Origin of the sequence: Pseudomonas sp. PICF141 (genome assembly GCF_002286815.1) — a bacterium.
Classification (GTDB): Bacteria; Pseudomonadota; Gammaproteobacteria; order Pseudomonadales; family Pseudomonadaceae; genus Aquipseudomonas.
On sequence record NZ_MUNM01000065.1, the window covers coordinates 34,437 to 55,884 of the forward strand.

20 protein-coding genes, 1 tRNA gene and 1 pseudogene are annotated in these 21,448 nt (G+C 58.9%); 5 read left to right on the forward strand and 17 right to left on the reverse strand.

Translation table 11 applies throughout. The features are described from left to right. Positions 1-11 precede the first annotated feature (11 nt). Complete coding sequence (locus BZL43_RS18030; protein WP_095633560.1) at positions 12-530, forward strand: DUF962 domain-containing protein; 519 nt, start codon at positions 12-14, stop codon at positions 528-530. Between the two features lie 90 nt (positions 531-620). On the opposite strand, the gene BZL43_RS18035 is transcribed toward BZL43_RS18030, so the two are convergent. The 6 genes from BZL43_RS18035 to dibA form a co-directional block, all read right to left on the reverse strand. Further along, a complete protein-coding gene (locus BZL43_RS18035; RefSeq protein WP_095633561.1) occupies positions 621-1,610 on the reverse strand; it encodes a sulfate/molybdate ABC transporter ATP-binding protein in 990 nt (329 codons plus the stop codon). A 3-nt stretch (positions 1,611-1,613) separates the two neighbouring features. Next, positions 1,614-2,483 carry a sulfate ABC transporter permease subunit CysW gene (gene cysW / locus BZL43_RS18040; RefSeq protein ID WP_095633562.1) on the reverse strand — a complete coding sequence of 290 codons (870 nt, stop codon included), beginning with the start codon at positions 2,481-2,483 and terminating at the stop codon, positions 1,614-1,616. 12 nt (positions 2,484-2,495) lie between these two features. Next, positions 2,496-3,314: a sulfate ABC transporter permease subunit CysT gene (gene cysT / locus BZL43_RS18045; RefSeq protein ID WP_095633563.1), complete on the reverse strand. Its 819-nt coding sequence runs from the start codon at positions 3,312-3,314 to the stop codon at positions 2,496-2,498. 219 nt (positions 3,315-3,533) lie between these two features. Next, a complete protein-coding gene (locus BZL43_RS18050; protein WP_095633564.1) occupies positions 3,534-4,547 on the reverse strand; it encodes a sulfate ABC transporter substrate-binding protein in 1,014 nt (337 codons plus the stop codon). A gap of 142 nt (positions 4,548-4,689) precedes the next feature. Beyond that, positions 4,690-4,872 carry a sulfur starvation response protein OscA gene (oscA, locus tag BZL43_RS18055; RefSeq protein ID WP_007941032.1) on the reverse strand — a complete coding sequence of 61 codons (183 nt, stop codon included), beginning with the start codon at positions 4,870-4,872 and terminating at the stop codon, positions 4,690-4,692. Between the two features lie 277 nt (positions 4,873-5,149). Beyond that, positions 5,150-7,069 (reverse strand): phosphodiesterase DibA, encoded by a 1,920-nt coding sequence (dibA, locus tag BZL43_RS18065; protein WP_095633565.1) that lies wholly within the window; start codon positions 7,067-7,069, stop codon positions 5,150-5,152. A gap of 147 nt (positions 7,070-7,216) precedes the next feature. Between dibA and desA the strand changes: the two genes are divergently transcribed. Further along, positions 7,217-8,401 carry a delta-9 fatty acid desaturase DesA gene (gene desA, locus BZL43_RS18070; protein ID WP_095633566.1) on the forward strand — a complete coding sequence of 395 codons (1,185 nt, stop codon included), beginning with the start codon at positions 7,217-7,219 and terminating at the stop codon, positions 8,399-8,401. Positions 8,402-8,689: 288 nt separating this feature from the next. Next, on the forward strand, positions 8,690-9,679 hold the full coding sequence (locus BZL43_RS18075) for a sensor domain-containing diguanylate cyclase (protein ID WP_095633567.1): 990 nt from the start codon (positions 8,690-8,692) through the stop codon (positions 9,677-9,679). Positions 9,680-9,810: 131 nt separating this feature from the next. Here the strand turns inward: BZL43_RS18075 and BZL43_RS18080 are convergent, their stop codons facing one another. The 3 genes from BZL43_RS18080 to gabD all read right to left on the reverse strand — a co-directional run bounded on the left by BZL43_RS18080 (position 9,811) and on the right by gabD (position 14,056). Next, a complete protein-coding gene (locus BZL43_RS18080) occupies positions 9,811-11,025 on the reverse strand; it encodes a response regulator (RefSeq protein WP_095633568.1) in 1,215 nt (404 codons plus the stop codon). A gap of 135 nt (positions 11,026-11,160) precedes the next feature. After that, on the reverse strand, positions 11,161-12,438 hold the full coding sequence (gene gabT, locus BZL43_RS18085) for a 4-aminobutyrate--2-oxoglutarate transaminase (RefSeq protein WP_095633569.1): 1,278 nt from the start codon (positions 12,436-12,438) through the stop codon (positions 11,161-11,163). Between the two features lie 175 nt (positions 12,439-12,613). Beyond that, a complete protein-coding gene (gene gabD, locus BZL43_RS18090) occupies positions 12,614-14,056 on the reverse strand; it encodes an NADP-dependent succinate-semialdehyde dehydrogenase (protein WP_018929370.1) in 1,443 nt (480 codons plus the stop codon). A gap of 347 nt (positions 14,057-14,403) precedes the next feature. On the opposite strand from gabD, the gene BZL43_RS18095 reads away from it, so the two are divergent. Then, a tRNA-Arg gene (locus tag BZL43_RS18095) sits at positions 14,404-14,480 on the forward strand. A 104-nt stretch (positions 14,481-14,584) separates the two neighbouring features. Here the strand turns inward: BZL43_RS18095 and BZL43_RS18100 are convergent. Then, entirely contained in the window at positions 14,585-15,469 is an 885-nt protein-coding gene (locus tag BZL43_RS18100; protein ID WP_095633570.1) for a LysR substrate-binding domain-containing protein, read from the reverse strand. 104 nt (positions 15,470-15,573) lie between these two features. Between BZL43_RS18100 and BZL43_RS18105 the strand changes: the two genes are divergently transcribed. Next, positions 15,574-16,875, forward strand: a complete 1,302-nt coding sequence (locus BZL43_RS18105; protein ID WP_256582874.1) for an MFS transporter — start codon at positions 15,574-15,576, stop codon at positions 16,873-16,875. On the opposite strand, the gene BZL43_RS18110 is transcribed toward BZL43_RS18105, so the two are convergent. The 7 genes and pseudogenes from BZL43_RS18110 to BZL43_RS18140 all read right to left on the reverse strand — a co-directional run bounded on the left by BZL43_RS18110 (position 16,829) and on the right by BZL43_RS18140 (position 21,343). Then, on the reverse strand, positions 16,829-17,161 hold the full coding sequence (locus BZL43_RS18110) for a type II toxin-antitoxin system HicB family antitoxin (protein WP_095633571.1): 333 nt from the start codon (positions 17,159-17,161) through the stop codon (positions 16,829-16,831). The two genes, BZL43_RS18105 and BZL43_RS18110, sit on opposite strands and share 47 nt — an antisense overlap. Continuing rightward, positions 17,158-17,262, reverse strand: a pseudogene (locus BZL43_RS28595) (type II toxin-antitoxin system HicA family toxin); the annotation flags it as partial. The pseudogene BZL43_RS28595 and the gene BZL43_RS18110, both read right to left, overlap by 4 nt. Positions 17,263-17,456: 194 nt before the next feature. Further along, positions 17,457-17,723, reverse strand: a complete 267-nt coding sequence (locus tag BZL43_RS18120) for a hypothetical protein (protein WP_221217253.1) — start codon at positions 17,721-17,723, stop codon at positions 17,457-17,459. A 21-nt stretch (positions 17,724-17,744) separates the two neighbouring features. Continuing rightward, positions 17,745-18,368: a hypothetical protein gene (locus BZL43_RS18125; RefSeq protein WP_095633573.1), complete on the reverse strand. Its 624-nt coding sequence runs from the start codon at positions 18,366-18,368 to the stop codon at positions 17,745-17,747. Beyond that, complete coding sequence (locus BZL43_RS18130; RefSeq protein WP_095633574.1) at positions 18,365-18,946, reverse strand: RNA polymerase sigma factor; 582 nt, start codon at positions 18,944-18,946, stop codon at positions 18,365-18,367. The genes BZL43_RS18125 and BZL43_RS18130 overlap by 4 nt, the downstream gene beginning before the upstream one ends. A 17-nt stretch (positions 18,947-18,963) precedes the next feature. Then, on the reverse strand, positions 18,964-20,697 hold the full coding sequence (locus tag BZL43_RS18135; RefSeq protein WP_095633575.1) for a VWA domain-containing protein: 1,734 nt from the start codon (positions 20,695-20,697) through the stop codon (positions 18,964-18,966). An 85-nt stretch (positions 20,698-20,782) separates the two neighbouring features. Further along, a complete protein-coding gene (locus tag BZL43_RS18140; RefSeq protein WP_095633576.1) occupies positions 20,783-21,343 on the reverse strand; it encodes a YbhB/YbcL family Raf kinase inhibitor-like protein in 561 nt (186 codons plus the stop codon). Positions 21,344-21,448: the final 105 nt, after the last annotated feature.

Sequence of the window (21,448 nt, forward strand, 5' to 3'; positions counted from 1 at the left end):
GAGGAATAACAATGAAAAGCCTCGTTGATCATCTCAGTCAATACGCCGCCTACCATCGTGACCCGCGCAATATTGCCAGCCACTTTATCGGTATCCCGCTGATTGTAGTGGCGGTTGCGGTCTTGCTGTCTCGGCCACAATGGGGCGCAGGCTGGGTATCGCCGGCAATGCTGGTGGCGATGGCATCGGCGTGGTTTTACCTGCGCCTGGAGGTCCGTCTTGGGGTATTGATGACCGTGCTGCTCGGTCTGTGCATTTGGGCGGGTCAGGTTCTTGCGCAGCAAAGTACGCTGGTCTGGCTCGCCAGCGGCATCGGGATGTTTGTGTTGGGGTGGGCCATTCAGTTTGTCGGTCATTATTACGAGGGACGCAAACCGGCGTTTGTCGATGACGTGACGGGGCTGATTGTCGGGCCGTTGTTTGTGGTGGTTGAGTTGGCGTTTTTGCTCGGGATGCGGCGTGAACTGAAAGAGCAGATCGAGGCGCGAGTGGGTGGTGTGCGTTTGCGTCAGAAAGATGCGGCGGCGTAGGACGCCATCGCGGGCAAGCCCGCTCCCACAGTGAGCTGTGTCGTTCACAAATCCCCTGTGGGAGCGGGCTTGCCCGCGATGCTTTTGCCCTTAAATGTTGGCGACTTTCTGCCAGACCTTCGGCTTGAAGAACAGCGTCTCGCCCTTGGCCAATCCGACCAGGCTGTCGTGGTCTTTCACCACTTCAGCTTCGATCAGCTCGCTCTGGCCTTCGACCTTCAACGTCACCCGCGTGGTTGCGCCCAGCGGACGTATATCCCGCACTTGCGCCGCGTGGTGATCTTCCAGTTCATGCCGCGACAGCGACACTTCATGAGGGCGGAACAGCACGTGCCGGTCTTCGCCCAAATGCAGACGGTTCGAGTCGCCAAGGAAGTGATAAACGAAATCGCTGGCCGGGTTTTCGTAAACATCGCCCGGTGAGCCGATCTGCTCGATCACGCCCTTGTTCATCACCACGATCCGGTCGGCGACTTCCATCGCTTCTTCCTGGTCGTGGGTCACGAACACCGAGGTCAGGTTGATGTCTTCGTGCAGCCGTGCAAGCCAGCGACGCAGCTCTTTACGGACCTTGGCGTCGAGGGCGCCGAAGGGTTCGTCGAGCAGCAAGACTTTCGGCTCGACCGCCAAGGCGCGGGCCAATGCAATGCGCTGGCGCTGGCCACCGGAGAGTTGTTCCGGGTAGCGATCGGCCAACCAATCCAGTTGCACCATGTTCAGCAGCTCGTGGACTTTAGCCGCGATCTGGCTCTCATTCGGACGCTGGTTTTTCGGCTTCATGCGCAGGCCGAACGCAACGTTATCGAACACCGTCATGTGGCGGAACAAGGCGTAATGCTGGAACACAAAACCGACGTTGCGATCGCGCACATCGTGACCGGAGACGTCTTCACCGTGGAACACGATGTTGCCCTGATCCGGGGTTTCCAGGCCGGCAATGATTCGCAGCAACGTGGTCTTGCCGCAGCCGGACGGGCCGAGCAGCGCCACCAGCTCGCCGCTTTGAATGTCCAGGCTGATGTTGTCCAGCGCCTTGAACGCGTGGAAGTTTTTGCTGACGTTACGCACTTCGATCGACATGACTTATTCCTCCGCGGCGCTGGCGCGCAGGCGGTTGATACGGTTTTCGCTCCACTGCTTGAGCAGCAGGATCAAGAGCGCCAGGATCAGCAACAGGCTCGCCACGGCGAACGCCGCCACGTGGTTGTATTCGTTGTAGAGGATCTCGACGTGCAGCGGCAGGGTGTTGGTCACCCCGCGAATGTGCCCGGAAACCACCGACACCGCACCGAACTCACCCATGGCCCGGGCTGTGCACAGCACCACGCCATAGATCAGGCCCCATTTGATATTGGGCACGGTGACGTGCCAGAACATCTGCCAGCCATTGGCGCCAAGCAGGCGCGCAGCCTCTTCTTCCTGGGTGCCTTGTTCCTGCATCAGCGGGATCAGCTCACGGGCCACGAACGGCACGGTGACGAAAATCGTCGCCAGCACGATGCCCGGCAAGGCGAACACGATCTGGATGTCGTGGTCTTGCAACCACGGGCCGAACAGGCCCTGGGCGCCGAACATCAATACATAGACCAGACCGGCAATCACCGGCGACACCGAGAACGGCAAATCGATCAGCGTCACCAGCATGCTCTTGCCGCGGAACGAATATTTACTCACGCACCATGCCGCGCTGACACCGAACACCAGGTTCAGCGGCACCGAGATCAGCACCGCAATCACGGTAAGTTTCAACGCCGACAAGGCGTCCGGCTCGAAGATCGCGGTGAAGAACGCACCCAGGCCCAGCTTCAGGCCTTGGGACACCACGATGAACAACGGCAATAACAGAAACAGCGCGAAGATCAGCCAGCCGAGGCCGATCAAGACTCGCCGCGAGGTGGCACTGCCACGGCGGGCGGCGTTCGAGGAGGCTGCTGCGATAGACGATTGGGACATTTTTGCGCCTCCTTATGGGGTTTCGATGCGCCGCTGCAGCAAATTGATCAGCAGCAACAGGACAAAGGAAACCACCAGCATCAGTACACCAATGGAGGTGGCGCCGGTGTAATCGTACTGGTCGAGCTTGACCATGATCAGCAGTGGCAGAATTTCGGTTTTCATCGGCATGTTGCCGGCGATGAAAATCACTGAACCATACTCGCCGACCCCGCGGGCAAAGGCCAAGGCAAAACCGGTCAGCCAGGCTGGCAGCAGCGCGGGCATCAGAATATGCCGGAAAACCTGCAACGGTTTCGCCCCCAGGCAAGCCGCCGCTTCCTCCACTTCACGGGGAATATCGGCCAGTACGGGCTGTACCGTACGTACCACGAATGGAAGCGTCACAAACGTCAGCGCCAAGGTGATGCCGAGGGGGGTATAGGCGATCTTGAAACCCAAGTCCGCCGCGAACTGACCCACCAGGCCGGTGGGGGTGTACAGCGCGGTCAGCGCGATACCGGCCACCGCCGTGGGCAAAGCAAAGGGCAAGTCGATCATCGCGTCGATGACTTTGCGTCCGGGGAAGGTGTAGCGCACCAGCACCCAGGCCAGCAGCGTGCCAATGATGCCGTTGATGATCGCGGCACAGAGCGCGGTGCCGAAGCTCAGCTTCAGCGCCGCCAGCACCCGTGGCGCCGAGATGATCGCCCAGAACTGGTCCCAGGTCAGTTGAGCGGCATGCACGAACATCGCCGCCAGTGGAATGAGCACAATCAGGCTGAGGTACACCAAGGTGTAGCCCAGCGTCAGCCCGAAGCCGGGTATGACGGGGGAGATACGACGTGACATAAAAGTCCTTGGTTGAAAACGCGCTAAGCCCCGACGGTGAAATCGGGGCCCGTTAGCCAATGCCAGCCAGTTAAGGATTTGGACACCGCAGCCCTTGTGGGAGCGAGCCCGCTCGCGATAGCGGCGGGTCAGCCAACATTTATGCTGAATGTACCGCCGTCATCGTGAGCAAGCACCTTAACTGCCTGGAATCAGGTCCATTGACTACTCCATCTCAAGTTACTGCGCCTGATAAATCTGGTCGAACACGCCACCGTCATTGAAGAATTTCGGTTGTGCGGTTTTCCAGCCGCCGAAATCCTTGTCGATGGTCACCAGCTCCAGTGTCGGGAACTGTTTGGCGTACTTGGCGGCCACCTCCTTGTCACGTGGACGATAGAAGTTTTTCGCTGCGATTTCCTGGCCGGCCGGGCTGTACAGGTGTTTGAGGTACGCTTCGGCGATCTCGGTGTTGCCTTTTTTCTCGGCGTTCTTGTCGACCACGGCCACCGGTGGTTCGGCCAGGATCGACAGCGAAGGCACGACGATGTCGAATTTGTCAGCGCCGCCATCTTCTTTCAAGGCCAGGAAGGCTTCGTTTTCCCACGCCAGCAACACGTCGCCCTGACCGTTGTTGACGAAGGTGATGGTCGAGCCGCGAGCGCCGGTGTCCAGCACAGGCACGTGTTTGAACAGCGTCTGCACGTACTCTTTGGCCTTGGCTTCGTTACCGCCGTTGGCTTTCAAACCGTAGGCCCAGGCTGCAAGGAAGTTCCAGCGTGCGCCGCCGGAGGTTTTCGGGTTCGGGGTGATGACTTCCACACCGTTTTTGGTCAGGTCGCCCCAGTCCTTGATGCCTTTCGGGTTGCCTTTGCGCACCAGGAACACGATGGTCGAGGTGTAAGGCGTGCTCGCCTCCGGATGGCGCTTCTGCCAGTCGGCCGGCAGGCTTTTGCCGAGCTTGGCGATTTCGTCGATGTCACCGGCCAGGGCCAGGGTCACTACGTCGGCCCGCAGACCGTCGATCACCGCCCGGGCCTGCTTGCCCGAACCACCGTGGGACTGCTGAATTTTCACGTTGTCGCCCGCGTGGTCTTTTTTCCAGAAGTTGATGAACTCGGCGTTGTACTCCTGGTACAGCTCACGGGTCGGGTCGTACGACACGTTGAGCAACTCGTAATCCTTGGCAACCGCGGAACCGGCAAAAAGGGCACTGGCCAGAGCGGCCAAAGCAAAATGACGAATCGACGACATGGTGAAAGCTCCTGGAATTCTTGGTGTGTTGGCTTTTCTTATGGATTTCTGGAATCGGGTTGCCTGTTCAAAGATCGCAGCTTTCGGCGGCGCCCACAGGCGCGCAGGAGCTGCCGCAGGCTGCGATCTTTTGATCTTCGCTTCAGCTCGGCTTGTTGCCCGGATTCTGCAAACGAAATTTCTCCTTGCGCTCAATCTGAACCACCTGGGCGTTGTGCACGGTGATCTCCACCGCACCAAAGCGCAGATCGCGCAAAGCGCTCTGGATCTCTCGCAAAATGGTGGCTTCGTCCTGCCCGTCAACACTACGTAGGGATGCGCTCATGGTGTTGCTCCTTGATGAGATGTGCCTGGCAGTAGCGGCACTGCTTACGGCGTGAGAGCAATAGTAGATAGGCGCAGATATTCTTAAAAAGACTATTTAAGAATTTTTATATAACCAAAGTTAATTATTGGTGATGCAGGATTGCGGGGGACGACGCACAAAACCCTGTGGCGAGGGGGCTTGCCCCCGTTCGGCTGCGCAGCAGACGCAAAAATTTGGGGCCGCTACGCGACCCAACGGGGGCAAGCCCCCTCGCCACAAAAAGCAGATCCGGCGCTCATCCCATCTCTGGCGCCCGGGCCCAATCCAATGATGCCGCCGGCACTGGCCGCCCGAACCAGTACCCTTGCCCCAGATCGCAGTTGTGTTCGAGCAGAAAACTCGCCTGCTCGACCTGCTCGATCCCTTCGGCATGCACTTGCAGCCCCATGCTCTGCGCCAGCGCAATAATCACCCGCACAATTGCCACGTCATCCTCATCACCTGGCAACCCGGCGACAAATCCCTGATCGATCTTGAGCTTTTGCACCGGTAATCGCTTGAGCCGCAGCAACGAGGAATAGCCCGTACCGAAATCATCAATGGCCAGTCGCACGCCCAGTTCGCGCAAGCGATGCATTTGTTCCAGCGCCACTTCCGGGTCTTCCATTACTGCGCTTTCGGTGACTTCCAGCTCCAGATACGCTGGATCCAGACCCGTGTCGTGAAGCACCTGAGCCACCTGCTGATACAACTCACGGCGGGCGAACAGGCGAGAAGAAACATTCACCGCGACAAACGACAGCACGATGCCCGCCGCTTGCCACTGGCACATCTGCTGACAGGCCTGGCGCATGATCCAGGCATCGATCTCGGCAATCAGCCCGGTGCGCTCGGCGATGGGGATGAATTCAGCCGGCGACACCAGGCCACGTTGCGGATGCTCCCAGCGCACCAGCGCCTCGACCCCGATCAGGCGACGGGTTTTGAGGTCATGCACAGGCTGGTAATACACCCGCAATTGCTGCAGTTCCAGCGCTCGGCGCAATTGGAACGCGATCTCGACGCGCTGCTGGGCATGCGCCGTCAACTCTTCGGTGTAGAGGGCATAGCCGTCGCGGCCAGCGCTTTTGGTTTTGAACAGCGCCGAATCGGCGTTGCGCAATAGCTGCTCGGCGCTCAAGGCATCACTGGGGAACAGACTGATGCCAATGCTGGCGTTGATGAACAATGAATGCCCGTCGATCTGGAACGGCTCTTTAAGGCCATCGATGACCCGCTGGGCCAATGCCGCAGCGTGCCCCGGTTGCGGGCAGTCTTCAGCCAATACGGCAAATTCGTCACCACTGAGCCGTGCCAGCGTGATGCCCGGGTCGAATAAGCTGTTCAGGCGCTCGGATATGGCCTTGAGCAACTGATCACCCACATTGTGACCGAGACTGTCATTGATCAACTTGAAATGATCGAGGTCGATCATCAGCAATGCACAACCACGCTTATGGACCTGCGCCGAAGCCACGGCCTGCCCGGCACGGTCGGTGAGCAGCAGGCGATTGGGCAGATCGGTCAGCGGATCGTGATGGGCCAGGTGCATCAGCTCATGTTCGGAGTTTTTGATTGCGCTGATGTCGGAAAACACTGCGACGTACTGGCTGAGCTGCCCCTGTTCGTCGCGAATAAGGCGGATTGTCTGCCATTGTGGGTAGATCTCGCCGCTTTTACGTCGATTCCAGATTTCCCCGCTCCATTCGCCGACGCCGTTGAGCGTCGCGAACATCGTCTGGTAAAAATCTTCCGGGTGATGGCCCGACTTGAACATGTTCGGTCGCTGCCCCAGCACTTCTTCACGCTGATAGCCAGTGATTTCCATGAATGCCCGGTTCACATGGACGATCAATCCTTTGCTATCTGTGACCAGCACCCCTTCACGGGTGCAATCGAACACCGCTGCCGCCTGACGCAAACGTTCCCGGTCGGCATTACGCTCGCGTAATTTGGCGCCGATGCCCAGGCAGCGAAACAATCGTGCCCGCGCAATAAAGATCAGACCGGCACTGAACACGACCCAGGCATAGCCGTTGATCAGCTGCCAGCGCAGCAGATCGGCGGGATCATCGAAGAACCTGTTCAATAAATGACCACTCAACTGGAGCCAGGCGGCGGAAAGCACCAGATAGAGCAGCGCTGCACGCAAAGCATCGCGATAAGTGGCTGACATTAGAGCGTCCATGTCCCTGTAAAAAGGCTGGAATTATAGATTAAAGACACATCCAGCCACTCTTATCTGAAAGGGCGACTGGTTTTATCTGTGGGCTAAGTGATAATGCAACGGCTGTTTTTTTCTTTATCGAGGGTCCTATAGGCTATGTGGTACGAAGGTTTTCTTGGCTTATCGCCCTGGTCACTGGTGGCAGTCACCCTACTGATGACCCACGTGACGATCGTCGGTGTCACGGTTTATCTGCATCGCTATTCAGCCCATCGCTCGCTTGAGCTCAATGCCGGCCTGAAACATTTCTTCCGCTTCTGGCTGTGGTTGACCACGGCGCAGAACACTCGCGAGTGGACAGCTATCCACCGTAAACACCATGCCAAATGCGAAACCGTCGATGACCCGCACAGCCCGGTCATCAAGGGGCTGTCCACCGTTCTGCGCAAAGGCGCCGAGCTGTACCGCGCCGAAGCGGAAAACCCCGAGACCCTGCGCATCTACGGCAAGAACTGCCCCGAAGACTGGATTGAACGCAACCTCTACAGCCGTTTTCCGCTGCTGGGCGTGGCGATCATGGGCGTCATCGACCTGCTGCTGTTCGGCACCATCGGCATCACCATCTGGGCCATCCAGATGATGTGGATCCCGGTGTGGGCCGCCGGCGTGGTCAATGGCCTGGGCCATGCCATCGGCTACCGCAACTTCGAATGCCGCGATGCCGCGACCAACCTGGTGCCGTGGGGCATCCTGATCGGCGGCGAAGAACTGCATAACAACCATCACACTTACCCCAACTCCGCCAAACTGTCGGTTAAAAAATGGGAATTCGATCTCGGCTGGGCCTGGATCCAGGTCTTCAGCTTTCTGCGTCTGGCCAAGGTCCAGCGGGTTGCGCCGATCGCCCACCGTGTTGAAGGCAAAGGCAACCTGGACATGGACACCGCCATGGCGATCCTCAACAACCGCTTCCAGATCATGGCCCAGTATCGCAAGCTGGTGATCGCGCCGCTGGTCAAGCAAGAGCTGGAAAAGGTCGATCACTCGGTCCGTCACCAGTTCCACCGGGCCAAGCGTTTGCTCTCGCGGGAAACCAGTCTGCTGGACGACAAGCACCATATGCGCATCCAGACCATGCTCGAGCACAGCCAGGCACTGAAGGTAATTTACGAGAAACGCCTGGCCTTGCAGCAGATCTGGGTCAAGACCAGCTCAAATGGTCACGACATGCTGGCCGCCATCAAGGATTGGGTACACGAGGCCGAGGCCAGCGGGATTCAATCCCTGCGTGACTTCGCCGACCAGTTGAAAACCTACTCCCTGCGCCCTGCCAACGCCTGACCCTCTGATGACGGCTTGCCCCTGTATAAGGGGCTCGCCTGTGGGTAAGGCGTGCCTGTGGCGAGGGGGCTTGCCCCCGTTCGACTGCGTAGCAGTCGCAAAACCTCACAACCCGTTTTAATTAAGAAAACGCGTTACCAGTACCGCCCAGCGGCCCCCAGCCCCCCTACCCGCAAAAAGCGGGAACTTCGCTCCAAATCCCCTATCTCAAAGACACTTCGCCGTCCAGGCGGGCTCTGTTTTTTGGCCGCTGTCGACATAGCGGCATGCCCTTTGAGATTTGTGCCGATGGTCCATAAAAACCTACAAGACACATCCCTTCCACAGTGGCCAGAAGCCGCGCAAACCCTGATGGCGCTGATGCATGCCCAAGGCGAAGTGGCGCGCCTGAGCGAACGCGAACAGCTGTTCAGCTCGCTGCTGGTCAGCGTCAATGCCGTGCTTTGGGCATACAACTGGGAAACCCGCCAGGTACTCTACGTCAGCCCGGCCTATGAACGGATTTTCGGCCGCCCCGCCGGTCTGTTGCTGTCCGACTGCAACCAGTGGCGCGACAGCATCTATCCCGACGATCTGGACTATGCCGAACGCAGCCTGGCACAAGTGCTGGTCAAAGGCGCCGTTGAAGATCGCGAGTACCGCATCGTCGCTGCCGATGGCCAGGTCCGCTGGCTCAGCGACAAGTGTTTCATCAACCGTCAGGCCGAGCCGGGTCAACCGCTGATCATCGTTGGCATTGCCGAAGACATCACCGAAAAAAAGCAGATGCAAGCCGAGCTGCAACACCTGGCCAGCACCGATGTGTTGACCCAAAGCAGCAATCGCCGACACTTTTTCGAATGCGCCCATCGCGAATTCGAGCAGGCGCGACTGAACGGCGCGCCGTTGGCGTTCCTGCTGCTGGACATCGATGACTTCAAAGTAATCAATGACACCCACGGTCATCAGGAGGGCGATAAAGTGCTGCAACGCATCGCCGAGAGCGGTCGCGCGGCCCTGCGGCGTGGTGATCTGTTCGGACGGATCGGCGGCGAAGAATTCGCAGCCGTGTTTCCCGGCTGTGCACCGGACATGGCGATGCAAGTAGCGGAACGCCTGCAACGGGAAATTCAGCGGTTAAGCTTCAGCCATGATGATCAGACCTTTGGCATCACCGTCAGCCAGGGCCTGAGCAGCCTGACATACGAGGATGAAAGCATCGACAGTCTGTTCGCCCGCGCCGATGCGGCGATGTACCAGGCCAAGCGCCAGGGCAAGAACCGCATCATTTCTGGCTGAGCTCGAATTGAAATTCAACGCAAAACTTGTGGGAGCGGGCTTGCCCGCGATGGCGGACTATCAGCCACATCAATGCTGAATGCCAGACCCTCATCGCGGGCAAGCCCGCTCCCACAGGTATTGCATAAAAGTTATTTTTTGCGCAAACGCATCAGTTCCGGCAATCCGATCTTGAGCAACCGCGCTGTGCGGCTCCTGGCCAGTGCCTCGACGCCCTCATGCTCAGTCAGGCGCGCCAGTTGTGCGGCCATGTTCATCACCAGCGCTTCGCGGGAGTAAACCCCGCCACCGAACTGGTAAACCGCCGCAATCAGCTCCCGCAGCTCCAAGGGCAGGCGCCAGCGGGTCCGTAGCGCCGAACCATAGGCCGCGCCGAATTCGGCCAAAGCATCGCCGACTTCCTGCCATTCATCCAGCTCACCGCCGGCCTGCTTCCACTCCTGCAAACAACGCAGCAACGCCAGGTCGCCGAGGCAATGCAGCATGCCTGCGCAATAACAGCGCGCCTGATCCAGATCCAGCAAACGCGCCAGTGTCCGGGCGTATTCGGCGGTGTGCAGCGACAACTCCCAATAACGCTCGGCATAGTCCGCCAGCTGCGGATCGCTGAGCCGGGCACTGCGTTTGAGAGCGAGCCCCAGAATCAGGTTCATGCTTTGCCCGGTGCCCAAGCGTTGCAGCGCCTGGGCCAGGGTTTGCACAGCGACGCCATGATGCTGGGCTGCGCTGTTGGCGGCGGCGATCAGGACAGCGGTAATTTGCGGGTCCGTGCGGATTTTGTCTTCCAGCCGTGTCAGGTCGAGGCCATCGGGATTGAGGCTGCGGTTGATCGCCACCTGCACATCGGTCATCAATGGCGCACCCTCCGCCAGCTCGCGACGTCGCTCCAGGTACACCGACAAGGTCATGCCTGGCGCCAATGACGGCGCCTCGCAGGACACCTCTTCGCCGGCGTTCAGCAGCAAATCCTGCAAGCGCTGGGTCAGGGTTTCGATGTTCAAGGGTTTGGTCAGGTACGCCGTTGGCGCCAGAGGCAAGACTTCGCGCACGCTGGCGCTGTCGTTGCGGCTGCTCATCAGAATGAAGGGCAGCGGCGGATTACGCTTGCGCTGCCGGACATTGCGCAAGACGTTCAGGCCATCGACGCCAGGCAATTCCCAGTCGACGATCACCAGGTCGTAAGGATTTTCCGCCAACAGCTGCAGGGTCTCCTGGCCATCAGCACACAGGTCCAGCCGCGCGTCGCAACGCACATTCAATAACACCTGCTTGAGCAAGTCGCGGGACCAGGGATCGGCCTCGGCAATCAGCACACGCGGCACAGCGGGTAACACCACAGCAGTCATCGCACACTCCAACGGCAATGCTTGCACCTTAGACAATGATGGCCATTCGATACAGCTCAATTGCCTTCGATCTTTTCACGCGGGTACAAAAAAACCCGCCGAAGCGGGTTTTTTGTCGATCAGGTCACAAATCAATCAGAGCTCGGCGAAGCACTCTTCGATGATTGCCAGACCTTTGTCCAGTTGCTCGTCCGGCGAGGTCAACGGTACCAGTACCCGCAAAACGTTGCCGTAGGTGCCACACGACAGCAGGATCAAGCCCTTGTCACGCGCCTTGGCCACAACGGCTGCTACGGCAGTCGGGTTCGGCTTGTGCGTGTCGCCGTTTTCGAACAGCTCGACTGCGATCATCGCGCCCAAGGCACGTACTTCGCCGATCACCGGGTACTTGGCCTGGATAGCTTTGAGGCCCGTCACCAGACGCTCGCCGACCGCTTTGCAGCGATCCAGCAGGTGCTCTTCTTCGAACACTTCCATCACGGCCAGGGCCGCGGCGCAAGCGATCGGGCTACCGGCATAAGTACCGCCCAAGCCGCCTGGGGCGATAGCGTCCATGTATTCGGCCTTGCCGCACACACCGGCCAGCGGGAAGCCGCCGGCGATGGATTTGGCGAAGGTGGTCAGGTCGGCGGCAACGCCCATCTGCTCCATGGCGAAGAAGGTGCCGGTACGGCCAGCGCCCGTTTGAACTTCGTCAGCGATCAACAGAATGCCGTGCTGGTCGCACAAAGCGCGCAGACGCTTCATGAACTCTTTAGGCGCAACATAGAAACCACCTTCGCCCTGAACCGGCTCGATGATGATCGCAGCGATGTCACGCGGCTCGGCGTCGTTCTTGAAGATGCGTTCGATGCTGGCGATCGAATCGTCGATGCTCACGCCGTGCAGTTCATTCGGGTACAGCGCGCGGAAGATGCCGCCTGGCATCAGGCCCATGCCGGCCGAGTAAGGCACGACTTTACCGGTCAGGCCCAGGGTCATCATGGTGCGACCGTGGTAAGCGCCGGTGAACGCGATCACACCGGCACGGCCAGTGGCGGCGCGGGCGATCTTGATCGAGTTTTCCACAGCTTCGGAGCCGGTGGTCACCAGCAGGGTTTTCTTGGCGAAATCACCCGGCACCTTGGCGTTGATTTTTTCGCACACTTCCACGTACGGCTCGTAGGCCAGTACCTGGAAGCAGGTATGGGTCAGCTTGTTCAGCTGTTCGGTCACGGCGGCGATGATTTTCGGGTGCACGTGACCGGTGTTCAGCACGGCGATACCGCCGGCGAAGTCGATGAACTCGCGACCTTCAACGTCGGTCACGGTGGCGTTCTTCGCGTGGTCGGCGAAGATCGGGTGAATCTGGCCAACACCGCGCGGTACAGCGGCGGTGCGGCGGGCCATCAACTCAGCATTAGTCTTGCTCATACATTCCTCATTCGCCGCTCATCGGTCGGCGTGGTTCAAGGATTAAGTGGCGGGGAAGCAACTACGGCAGCATGCGATGATCGACTGCCACAGCGTTCCCGGCCACAGAGAAAATTCCGTTTGAAGCGTCGCAAAGGGACAGCGCTCTCGTGCCCTTTGCGCTTGAAGCATTGCCTTAGATGCCCAGGCAGAGGTATTTGATTTCCAGGTAATCTTCGATGCCGTACTTGGAGCCTTCACGGCCCAGGCCCGACGCCTTGATGCCGCCGAACGGTGCGACTTCGTTGGAGATCAACCCGGTGTTGACGCCAACCATGCCGTATTCCAGGGCTTCAGCCACACGGAACACACGGCCCAGGTCGCGCGCATAGAAGTACGAGGCCAGACCGAACTCGGTGTCGTTGGACATCGCGATCACGTCAGCTTCATCTTTGAAGCGGAACAGAGGCGCCAATGGACCAAAGGTTTCTTCCTTGGCCACGGCCGCGTTGTTCGGCACGTTGGTCAGAATGGTCGGCTCGAAGAAGTTGCCTTGCATGCTCTTGCCGCCCGCCAGCACGGTGGCGCCTTTGCCGACGGCGTCAGCGATGTGCTCTTGCACCTTGGCCACGGCTTTCTCGTCGATAAGCGGGCCAGTGGTGGTGCCGTCTTCCAGACCGTTACCGATCTTGAGTTTGGCCACGGCCACTTTCAGTTTTTCGGCGAACGCGTCGTAGACCGAATCCTGAATGTACAGGCGGTTGGCGCAGACGCAGGTCTGGCCGTTGTTGCGGTACTTGGAAATGATCGCGCCTTCGACGGCCTTATCCAGGTCCGCGTCGTCGAACACGATGAACGGCGCGTTACCGCCCAGCTCCAGCGACACTTTCTTGATGTCCTTGGCGCATTCGGTCATCAACTGACGACCGATTTCGGTCGAGCCGGTGAAGGACAGTTTGCGCACGATCGGGTTGCCGGTCAGCTCGCTGCCGATATCGCCAGCGCTGCCGGTCACCACACTGAACACGCCGTTCGGAATACCGGCACGCTGAGCCAGCTCAGCCAGGGCGAACGCCGAGAACGGGGTTTGCGAAGCCGGCTTGAGCACCATGGTGCAACCAGCGGCCAGGGCCGGGCCGGCTTTACGGGTGATCATTGCGGCCGGGAAGTTCCACGGAGTAATCGCAGCGGTCACGCCGATCGGCTGCTTGATCACGATCAGGCGCTTGTCTGGCTGGTGGCCCGGAATCACATCACCGTAAACGCGCTTTGCCTCTTCGGCAAACCACTCGATAAAGGAAGCGGCGTAAACGATCTCGCCCTTGGCTTCAGCCAATGGCTTGCCCTGCTCCAGGGTCATCAGACGCGCCAGGTCGTCCTGATTCTCGATGATCAGCTCGAACCAGCGACGCAACTTGTTCGCCCGCTCCTTGGCGGTCAGGCTACGCCAGGCCGGCAGCGCTTTATCAGCGGCTTCGATCGCACGGCGGGTTTCGGCAGCGCCCATTTTCGGCACAGTGCCCAGAATTTCGCCCGTTGCCGGGTTATTGACCTTGATCGTCTGACCGTTGTCCGCATCAACCCAAGCGCCATCGATAAAGGCTTGCTGGCGGAACAACTGGGTGTCTTTAAGCTGCATGTCGGCTTTCCTTAACAGCACCGCGCGAGGCGGAGCGAATTATGATTGTAGAAAGGCGCCTTATAGGCTGCCGTCAGGGAAATCATTCACCGGGCTGAAGCACATAAATAGCGCACAAATCGAACTCGTGCGGTTCAGCACCCAGACAAGAGCGTTTGAAATCTCAAACGAATCCTAGGATCAAAGGGGGTAAAGGACAATAGGCTGTTCGAAAAAAAGAACGAAAACGCCGCATTTGCCTATTTTTTCTGATCAGCGTAGCAAACGCAGGTTACGCTTTAGAAAAACGCAGGCTATTCAGCGGCATGGACGCCCGCAGCGCATATGAGTATCATGGCGCCCGCATCGCACCAGTAGCTCAGCTGGATAGAGTACTGCCCTCCGAAGGCAGGGGTCGTGGGTTCGAATCCCGCCTGGTGCACCATATGTAGAAGTGAGAAAGCCTCAGGCCGTAGGGTCTGGGGCTTTTTTGTGCCCGGCAAAATCAAAGGAGACCTTACCTGGAAAGCCTTCTTTTCGAACTGTCACTCAATAGAAAATTTCACTTCGAATAGCCTGTATGACAATACTCGACAATCGCTCAGTCAACGGATCAGGATTAGCCTCTCGCCTATGCAGGGTCAGGGCTATAGAAGGTAACGGTGGCAACCCTCGTTCGTCGGCGATCAAGAGCTCGGTGCCAGGCTGCAAACCCAAGGCCGTTCTGATCGTGTAACCCAAGCCCGCCTCGGTCGCCGCCGACAAGCCGTTGAGGCAGGAGCTGGTGAACGACAGCAACCAGGGAATCCCTTCGCGAGTCAGCGCTTCAGTGGCCATCGAATGGAACGGACAGGGCGCGTCGAACGCGATAATGGGCAACGGCGTTCCTGATTCGATACGCCAGTCAAGGTACTGGTGAGAAGAGCCTATCCACTGCATGGGCAGTTCCGCCACCCTCTCCTGATACCCGGCTCTATTGACGTCCCCCCACACCACCGCGAGGTCGAGCGAGCCATTTTCGATCCGGCTCAGCAGATCAGCATTGCGCGCAATCCGGGCCTCGACTCGAACATCCGGATGGGCCCTGGCGAACCGACCGAGCACGGTTGGCAAGAAGCTGCTCAGGTCCTCCTGAAGCCCAAGACGTACCCACCCCTTGAGCTTGAGCTCGGAAACAGCCGTGATCGTCTCATCGTTCAGACTTAAAAGCCGTCGGGAATAATTGAGCAGCACCTCTCCGGTGTCCGTCAGGGCCAGCTTGCGACCTGCTTTTTTGAACAACGGCGAGCCCGCCTGGGCTTCCAGCTTCTTCAATTGGGCGCTGATGGCTGACGTCGAACGAGCGAGCTTTTGCGCCGCCTTGGCAAAGCTGCCCAATTCGACCCCGGTGACGAAACTGCGCATGACATCTAAATCGAAATTTACCGGTCTCATGACAATCCTGTTTTTCGGGACGAACACGCAAAATAATTTGATATTCGAGACGATACTCTCATGCGAGTCTTTTAACCCACAACTATTGAACTGGTGGGATTCTTATGCCTGTAGATAACGGTCACCGCTGGAAAGTGCTTGGCGTCGGCGTTGCGGCCAATGCAAGCTTTTCCAGTGTAGTGGGGGGACTACCCGCGACAGCTGTCTATATGAGAGCAACGTATCAACTTGATAACTCCGAGTTGGGGCTTGTTTTGGGAGTTCTAGGTTTGGGCATCGCCGTTAGCGAGATCCCTTGGGGGCTACTGACCGATCGTTGGGGGGATCGTCCTGTTTTGCTGACGGGGCTTCTCACCTCCGGGATCGCCTTGCTGGTACTGGCGATGCTTGCCTTCTCCGCACCCACGGTGGTCTTGCTGGCGGTAGGCCTGTTCGTGGTGGGCTTGCTTGGAAGCAGTGTCAACGGCGCCAGTGGTCGAGCGATCATGGCCTGGTTCAAAGAGGGCGAGCGAGGGTTGGCCATGAGTATTCGGCAAACGGCTGTGCCAGGGGGTTATGCCTTGGGGGCGGTGATGCTGCCCTATCTCGCTCACTCGTACGGATTTGTCGAAGTCTTCACCGCCTCAGCCCTGTTCTGCCTCATCGCAGGCCTGTTTGCGTGGTTCTGGCTGTATGAGCCTGATTTCTCCAGCAATGCTGCGAAAAAGCAGAACCTGGAGGCTAGCAATAGCCCTTTGAAAGACTCGAGGGTCTGGCGAATCGTATTGGCCATCGGCCTGCTCTGCGCACCGCAATTTGCCATTCTCACTTATGCAGCCGTGTTTTTTCATGACTTTGGCAACATCAATATCACGCTGGTTTCCGCTACGTTGGCGGTCATACAAATGGGTGCGATCGTCAGCAGAATCTGGAGCGGGCGCTGGACCGATAAAAACAAAAACCGGCGCAGTTACCTTAAAGCCTGTGCCTGGTTGAGTGCGGTGACCTTTCTAGTGCTGGGCGTTACAGTTTCGGCAACCAGCTTCTACGGCATGAGCGAAACCCCGCTGGTCAGCGCCCTGATCATTGGTGTGATGGTCATTGCCGGGATCAGCGTGTCCGCCTGGCACGGCGTTGCCTACACAGAACTTGCCACACTGGCAGGGGCCAATCGGGCTGGCACAGCCTTGGCCATGGGCAACACCTGCGTCTTTGTCGTGCTGTTCGCGACGCCCATCGCTGCGTCCGCCCTCATGACTCATTTCTCCTGGGGCGTGGTGTGGCTGGCAGCTGCCTTTTGTGCATTGTTGACGGTGCCGCTCTTTCCCCGCACAGGTGAGCGTCCGTCACGCACAAGATGTGTTAGGCGGACGCTTACAGTCAGGCATGCACTTCACGATCAAGAACGTCCGCTACCCACTGATTGATACTCTTGTGGGCTAGCTGCGCTTTTACGGCGACAGTTGCGTGGAGTGCCGGCGCTAAACGCAGACTGAGATGGCCAGAATAGGGCTTCTGCGGCGCACGTCTGAGCTTGGCGCAAGTATCCAGATAATCAGTGACGGCCTCTTCGAATGCATTTCGAAGCTCCTGTACCGACTCGCCGTGAAACCCAACGACATCTCTAATACCAGCGATATGGCCGACAAACAGACCATCTTCCTCGCTGTATTCAATTCGGGCGGCATAGCCTTTGTAATTCATTACGCTCATGGGGTGACTCCTGCTTGTTCTAGGAAAGCCCGAGCATCACGAACCTGGTAGGGCTTTGCTTCTTTGTCCGGGTGTGGTCGGTGAAAGGTGGCGGATGAACCAGTCGCTGCCGATGCTCATCGCCTTACCCCACAACATTTTCTGGGTAGTTCTTGGGGTAGTTTCTTGGGCGGTTTCTTGGGTAGTCAGCGGAGCTGCTGCTACCTTCCCCTACACCTGTTGCGTAAAACACGCCTAGATGGACTCAAGGTCAAACAGCATTTATCAATGACAAAAAACCGCCGAAGCGGTTTTTTCATTCTGTCGTCCAGTCAAACTCGTCGTAATCATCATCCTCTTCATCCTCAAACACTTCATCATCAAGAACGTCTTCCTCAAGATCATCTTCTGCCTGCTTCGCCAGAAGAAACTCCTTGCGACTCTCAGTCACTGCTCGCCGCAGTTCCTCACCCTTCACCGGGCAGTTGAGCATTTGGGCGATGCGGTCGATTTTTTGTGCCACGGCATCCTCCAACGCATCGACTATGGGCCGATAGTGCGCGCTTTCGGGTGTCGATGCCAAATTTGCCGATCGCTGTTCACTTCATTTCTTCTGCAAATCCTTGAGTCGGGCCGTGAGGTTTTCCTTGGGGAAGCGCTTGTGCAATGTCGTCAGCAGCGCCTCGGCCGCTTCGCTTTGACCGGCTTCTTGCAGGCGTATCACTTCACGTAATTGATCATCCAGTGACTTGGCCGGCGCGGCGGCGCGTTTGCTGAGTTTGGTTTCGTCAGCCATTTCGCTGTTGATCGATTCGCGCTGCAGCGGTGCAGAAAACTCCGCCATGGGCGCAGCCGGTGCCGGGGCGGACATTGCTCCGGCCGGTGCAGCAGGTTCATGCACTTCAGCCGCTTCCTGTTTGGAGAGCGGTGCGGAGGCTTTGGGCGCAGGTGCGAAGTCATAACTCGGCAGTTGTTCCGACGGGCGCTGCACCAACGCCAGCATCAGCGCAACGCCGACGAGGCTGGCGAACGCAACCTGCCAACGGGGTTGTTGGCAAGCGCGGAGCCAGCGCTGCCACAGGTTCGGCTTCGGCGCGGGGGCTTCGCGTTGGGCTGTTGCGAGGATGAAGGCGTCGAGATGCGCCGGTGGTTCGCCGCTGCTGTGATCGCGAAAATGCTTGAGCACTTCATCGTCCGGCGATGGCGGTGTTTGTCGGGCGTCAGTCATGTCAGTACCTCCTCGGCCAGCAGCCGACGCAGTTTTTGCTGGGCGTAGCGCAAGCGGCTTTTTACGGTTTCCAGCGGGGTTTCGGTGAGGGTGGCGATCTGCGGCAGGTCAAGATCGCCGTGGGCGCGCAGCAGGAACACTTCGCGCTGGTCGGCGGGCAGGGTTTGCAGGGCGGCTTCGAGGCGTTGACCGTCGCGGCTCAGGCTTAGCAGTTGTTCGGGGTCGGCTGCGTCATCAATCATGGCGTGAGCTTGTTCGTCATAGCTGTCGTGCAACGGGTTGTGAATGCCGTGCTTGCGCCAGTGATCGATCAGTCGGTTGCGGGCAATCTGGTAGAGCCAGGTACGAAAATTCGCTCGGCCTTGTGGCTGACTGGTGCTGCGGATCAGGCTCAGCCAGGTTTCCTGATACACCTCTTCGGCCAGTTCGGGCTTGCCGCTGAGGCCGAGGAGGAATCGATAAAGACCCTGGCGATGGCGGGCGTACAAAACTTCGAACGCCGGCCCGTCGCCCGAGCGGTAGCGCGCCAGCAGCGATTCATCGCTGCCGGCGGCGGAGCTGATTGCAGGATCGGACATGTCAGTGCTGGCCTCTCTCACTCGATCCGGTTGTCGTTGGATGGTTGATTCGAGGCCATCGAGGCTCGCAGGCTCTGCGCCAATTCCACCAATTGCACGAACTCCGCGCGCAGGCCGAATTGATCGTCACCCCGGGCACCACGGGCCAGGGCTTCGGTGTCCTTCAGGCTGAAATCGCCGGTGTAGCGCCCGTCCTTGAGCTGCTGGGAAAAGGCCGCGACGGCGGCGGCAAAGCGCAGATCGTCGCTGGCGACGGAGAGTTTGCCGGCCTCACCTTTCAGGATTGGCCGCTCGATCAAGCGACTGTTCCCCCCTTCCGGCAACTGATAACGCACTCGCAGCATCGCCAATTCTCCGGTTTTTGCGGAAACATCGGCCCCAGGATTGCCATAGCGCAATGGCTCCAGCCAGCCCTTCTCGCCCTTGGGGACAATTTCATACAGCGCGGTCACCGTATGTCCTGCACCAATTTCTCCGGCGTCGACTTTGTCGTTGCTGAAATCCTCACGCTTCAAGGCGCGATTCTCATAACCCAGCAGCCGATATTCGCTGACCTGCGCCGGGTTGAACTCCACCTGCAGCTTCACGTTTTTCGCCACCACCGCCAGGGTCGAGCCGAGCTGATCGACCAGCACTTTGCGCGCCTCGCGCAGGTTGTCGATGTAGGCGTAGTTGCCGTCGCCTGCGTCGGCCAGTTGTTCCATCAGGTGCTCATTGTAGTTATCCACACCAAAACCCAGGGTGGTCAGAGACACGCCAGTCTTACGTTTATCCACAGCCATTTGCTTGAGGCTGTCGAAGTCGCTGATGCCGACGTTGAAGTCACCGTCGGTGGCCAGCAGGATGCGGTTGATGCCTTTGGGGATGAAGGCCTGTTGCGCCATTTGATACGCCAGTTCGATGCCCGACGCGCCGGCGGTCGAGCCGCCTGCGGTCAATTGATCGATGGCAGTACGAATTTTCGCTTTATCCCGTCCGGATGTCGGCTCCAGCACCACGCGAGATTCTCCGGCATACACCACCAGCGAAACCCGGTCCTGCTCGCGCAGTTGATCGATCAGCAATTTCAGGGTGCTTTTGACCAGCGGCAAGCCTTCGCGACGGTCCATGGAGCCGGACACATCCACCAGAAACACCAGGTTCGCCGGGGCGAGTTCCGCCACTGCGCGATCGGATGCCTTGATGCCGATGCGCAATAAGCGGGTATGCGGGTTCCACGGCGACGGCGCCAGCTCGGTGGTCACGCCGAACGGCGAGCCATCGGTGGGCAAGGCGTAGTTGTAGGGGAAATAATTGACCATTTCTTCCAGCCGCACCGCCCCTTCGGGAGGCAAGCGCCCCTGATTGAGCAAGCGCCGGACATTGGCGTAAGCGCCGGTGTCGACATCGGCACTGAAGGTCGACACCGGTGCTTCGGTCACGCTGTGAATCGGGTTATCGGCCAACGCCTGATATTGCTCCCGCTGCTCGTCCCGATAGCCCTGTGGATAAGTCTCACCGGCCGGCACAGGCGCGAACGCGACCGACGATGCCGGTCGTGCGCTGCGCTTGGCCAGCGCGGTGTCCGCCATGACCTCGCTACGCACCAACGCTTCGGTTTTCAGCGGACCTTGAGCCGAAGGCGCAACCGTTGCCGGGCTGTTCGTCTCAGCGTCTGGCGTGGATGAAGCGCCGCAACCGGCAACGGCCAGCAACAATCCGGCGGCGAAACCCTGGGCGGCCGGGCGGAGGTAATGCAGAGGGAGGGACATGGGGCTGACCTCAGGAGGAAATTGACTCATTCATCCTCTGAGACGGACAGCCCGTCAGGTTCGGGTTAATCGCCGGAAAAAATTTTCAGCGGTGATAACGCCGCACCACGCTGCTGTTTTTCAGCACATGGCCTTTGATTTGTTCCATCAGCTGCGCGCGGGTCAGGCCGGCAGGCAAGGCGTCTGGCGCCAGGTCCAGGGCGTAGAGCTGAATGAGGTAGTGATGGGAGCCGTCGCCAACGGGCGGGCAAGGGCCGATGTAACCGGTAGTGCCATTGCTGTTGCTGCCACTTACGCCTTCAAGGGCGGATTTGGCCCCCACACCGGCCGGGATCTGACGTGTCGTGGCCTTGATGCCGTAGTGAATCCAGTGATCGACGCCCAAGCCTTTCTGGCCATCCGGGTCGTGCATGACGATGGCATAGCTGAGGGTGCCCGCAGGGCCGGCATTCCAGCTCAAGGCCGGTGACTGGTTTTTACCGCCACATCCGTTGGCATCACTGGCCGCCACCGACGTGAATAGACGATTGTCCGAAACACCGGGAATGCTGAGGGTGAAACGTTCCTGAGCCTGCGCCGGAAACTGCACACAAAGGGCGACTGCAACGGCCGCCAGCCAAGGGTTCAAAAAGGTCAATCGGGTCATTCCGGAGCACCTGTGCGGGTGAGGCCGTGGTCGGCTGGCAAACTATAGCCGGACCGTTCATGCGCTGGCAGCAGAATTGGCTGAACCTGGGAATAAGCGCCAAAC

Excerpts from the sequence above, each read along its gene's own strand:
- BZL43_RS18030 (WP_095633560.1), top strand. The coding sequence starts at position 12 with ATGAAAAGCCTCGTTGATCATCTCAGTCAATACGCCGCCTACCATCGT.
- BZL43_RS18035 (WP_095633561.1), bottom strand. The coding sequence starts at position 1,610 with ATGTCGATCGAAGTGCGTAACGTCAGCAAAAACTTCCACGCGTTCAAG.
- cysW (WP_095633562.1), bottom strand. The coding sequence starts at position 2,483 with ATGTCCCAATCGTCTATCGCAGCAGCCTCCTCGAACGCCGCCCGCCGT.
- cysT (WP_095633563.1), bottom strand. The coding sequence starts at position 3,314 with ATGTCACGTCGTATCTCCCCCGTCATACCCGGCTTCGGGCTGACGCTG.
- BZL43_RS18050 (WP_095633564.1), bottom strand. The coding sequence starts at position 4,547 with ATGTCGTCGATTCGTCATTTTGCTTTGGCCGCTCTGGCCAGTGCCCTT.
- oscA (WP_007941032.1), bottom strand. The coding sequence starts at position 4,872 with ATGAGCGCATCCCTACGTAGTGTTGACGGGCAGGACGAAGCCACCATT.
- dibA (WP_095633565.1), bottom strand. The coding sequence starts at position 7,069 with ATGTCAGCCACTTATCGCGATGCTTTGCGTGCAGCGCTGCTCTATCTG.
- desA (WP_095633566.1), top strand. The coding sequence starts at position 7,217 with ATGTGGTACGAAGGTTTTCTTGGCTTATCGCCCTGGTCACTGGTGGCA.
- BZL43_RS18075 (WP_095633567.1), top strand. The coding sequence starts at position 8,690 with ATGGTCCATAAAAACCTACAAGACACATCCCTTCCACAGTGGCCAGAA.
- BZL43_RS18080 (WP_095633568.1), bottom strand. The coding sequence starts at position 11,025 with ATGACTGCTGTGGTGTTACCCGCTGTGCCGCGTGTGCTGATTGCCGAG.
- gabT (WP_095633569.1), bottom strand. The coding sequence starts at position 12,438 with ATGAGCAAGACTAATGCTGAGTTGATGGCCCGCCGCACCGCCGCTGTA.
- gabD (WP_018929370.1), bottom strand. The coding sequence starts at position 14,056 with ATGCAGCTTAAAGACACCCAGTTGTTCCGCCAGCAAGCCTTTATCGAT.
- BZL43_RS18100 (WP_095633570.1), bottom strand. The coding sequence starts at position 15,469 with ATGAGACCGGTAAATTTCGATTTAGATGTCATGCGCAGTTTCGTCACC.
- BZL43_RS18105 (WP_256582874.1), top strand. The coding sequence starts at position 15,574 with ATGCCTGTAGATAACGGTCACCGCTGGAAAGTGCTTGGCGTCGGCGTT.
- BZL43_RS18110 (WP_095633571.1), bottom strand. The coding sequence starts at position 17,161 with ATGAGCGTAATGAATTACAAAGGCTATGCCGCCCGAATTGAATACAGC.
- BZL43_RS18125 (WP_095633573.1), bottom strand. The coding sequence starts at position 18,368 with ATGACTGACGCCCGACAAACACCGCCATCGCCGGACGATGAAGTGCTC.
- BZL43_RS18130 (WP_095633574.1), bottom strand. The coding sequence starts at position 18,946 with ATGTCCGATCCTGCAATCAGCTCCGCCGCCGGCAGCGATGAATCGCTG.
- BZL43_RS18135 (WP_095633575.1), bottom strand. The coding sequence starts at position 20,697 with ATGTCCCTCCCTCTGCATTACCTCCGCCCGGCCGCCCAGGGTTTCGCC.
- BZL43_RS18140 (WP_095633576.1), bottom strand. The coding sequence starts at position 21,343 with ATGACCCGATTGACCTTTTTGAACCCTTGGCTGGCGGCCGTTGCAGTC.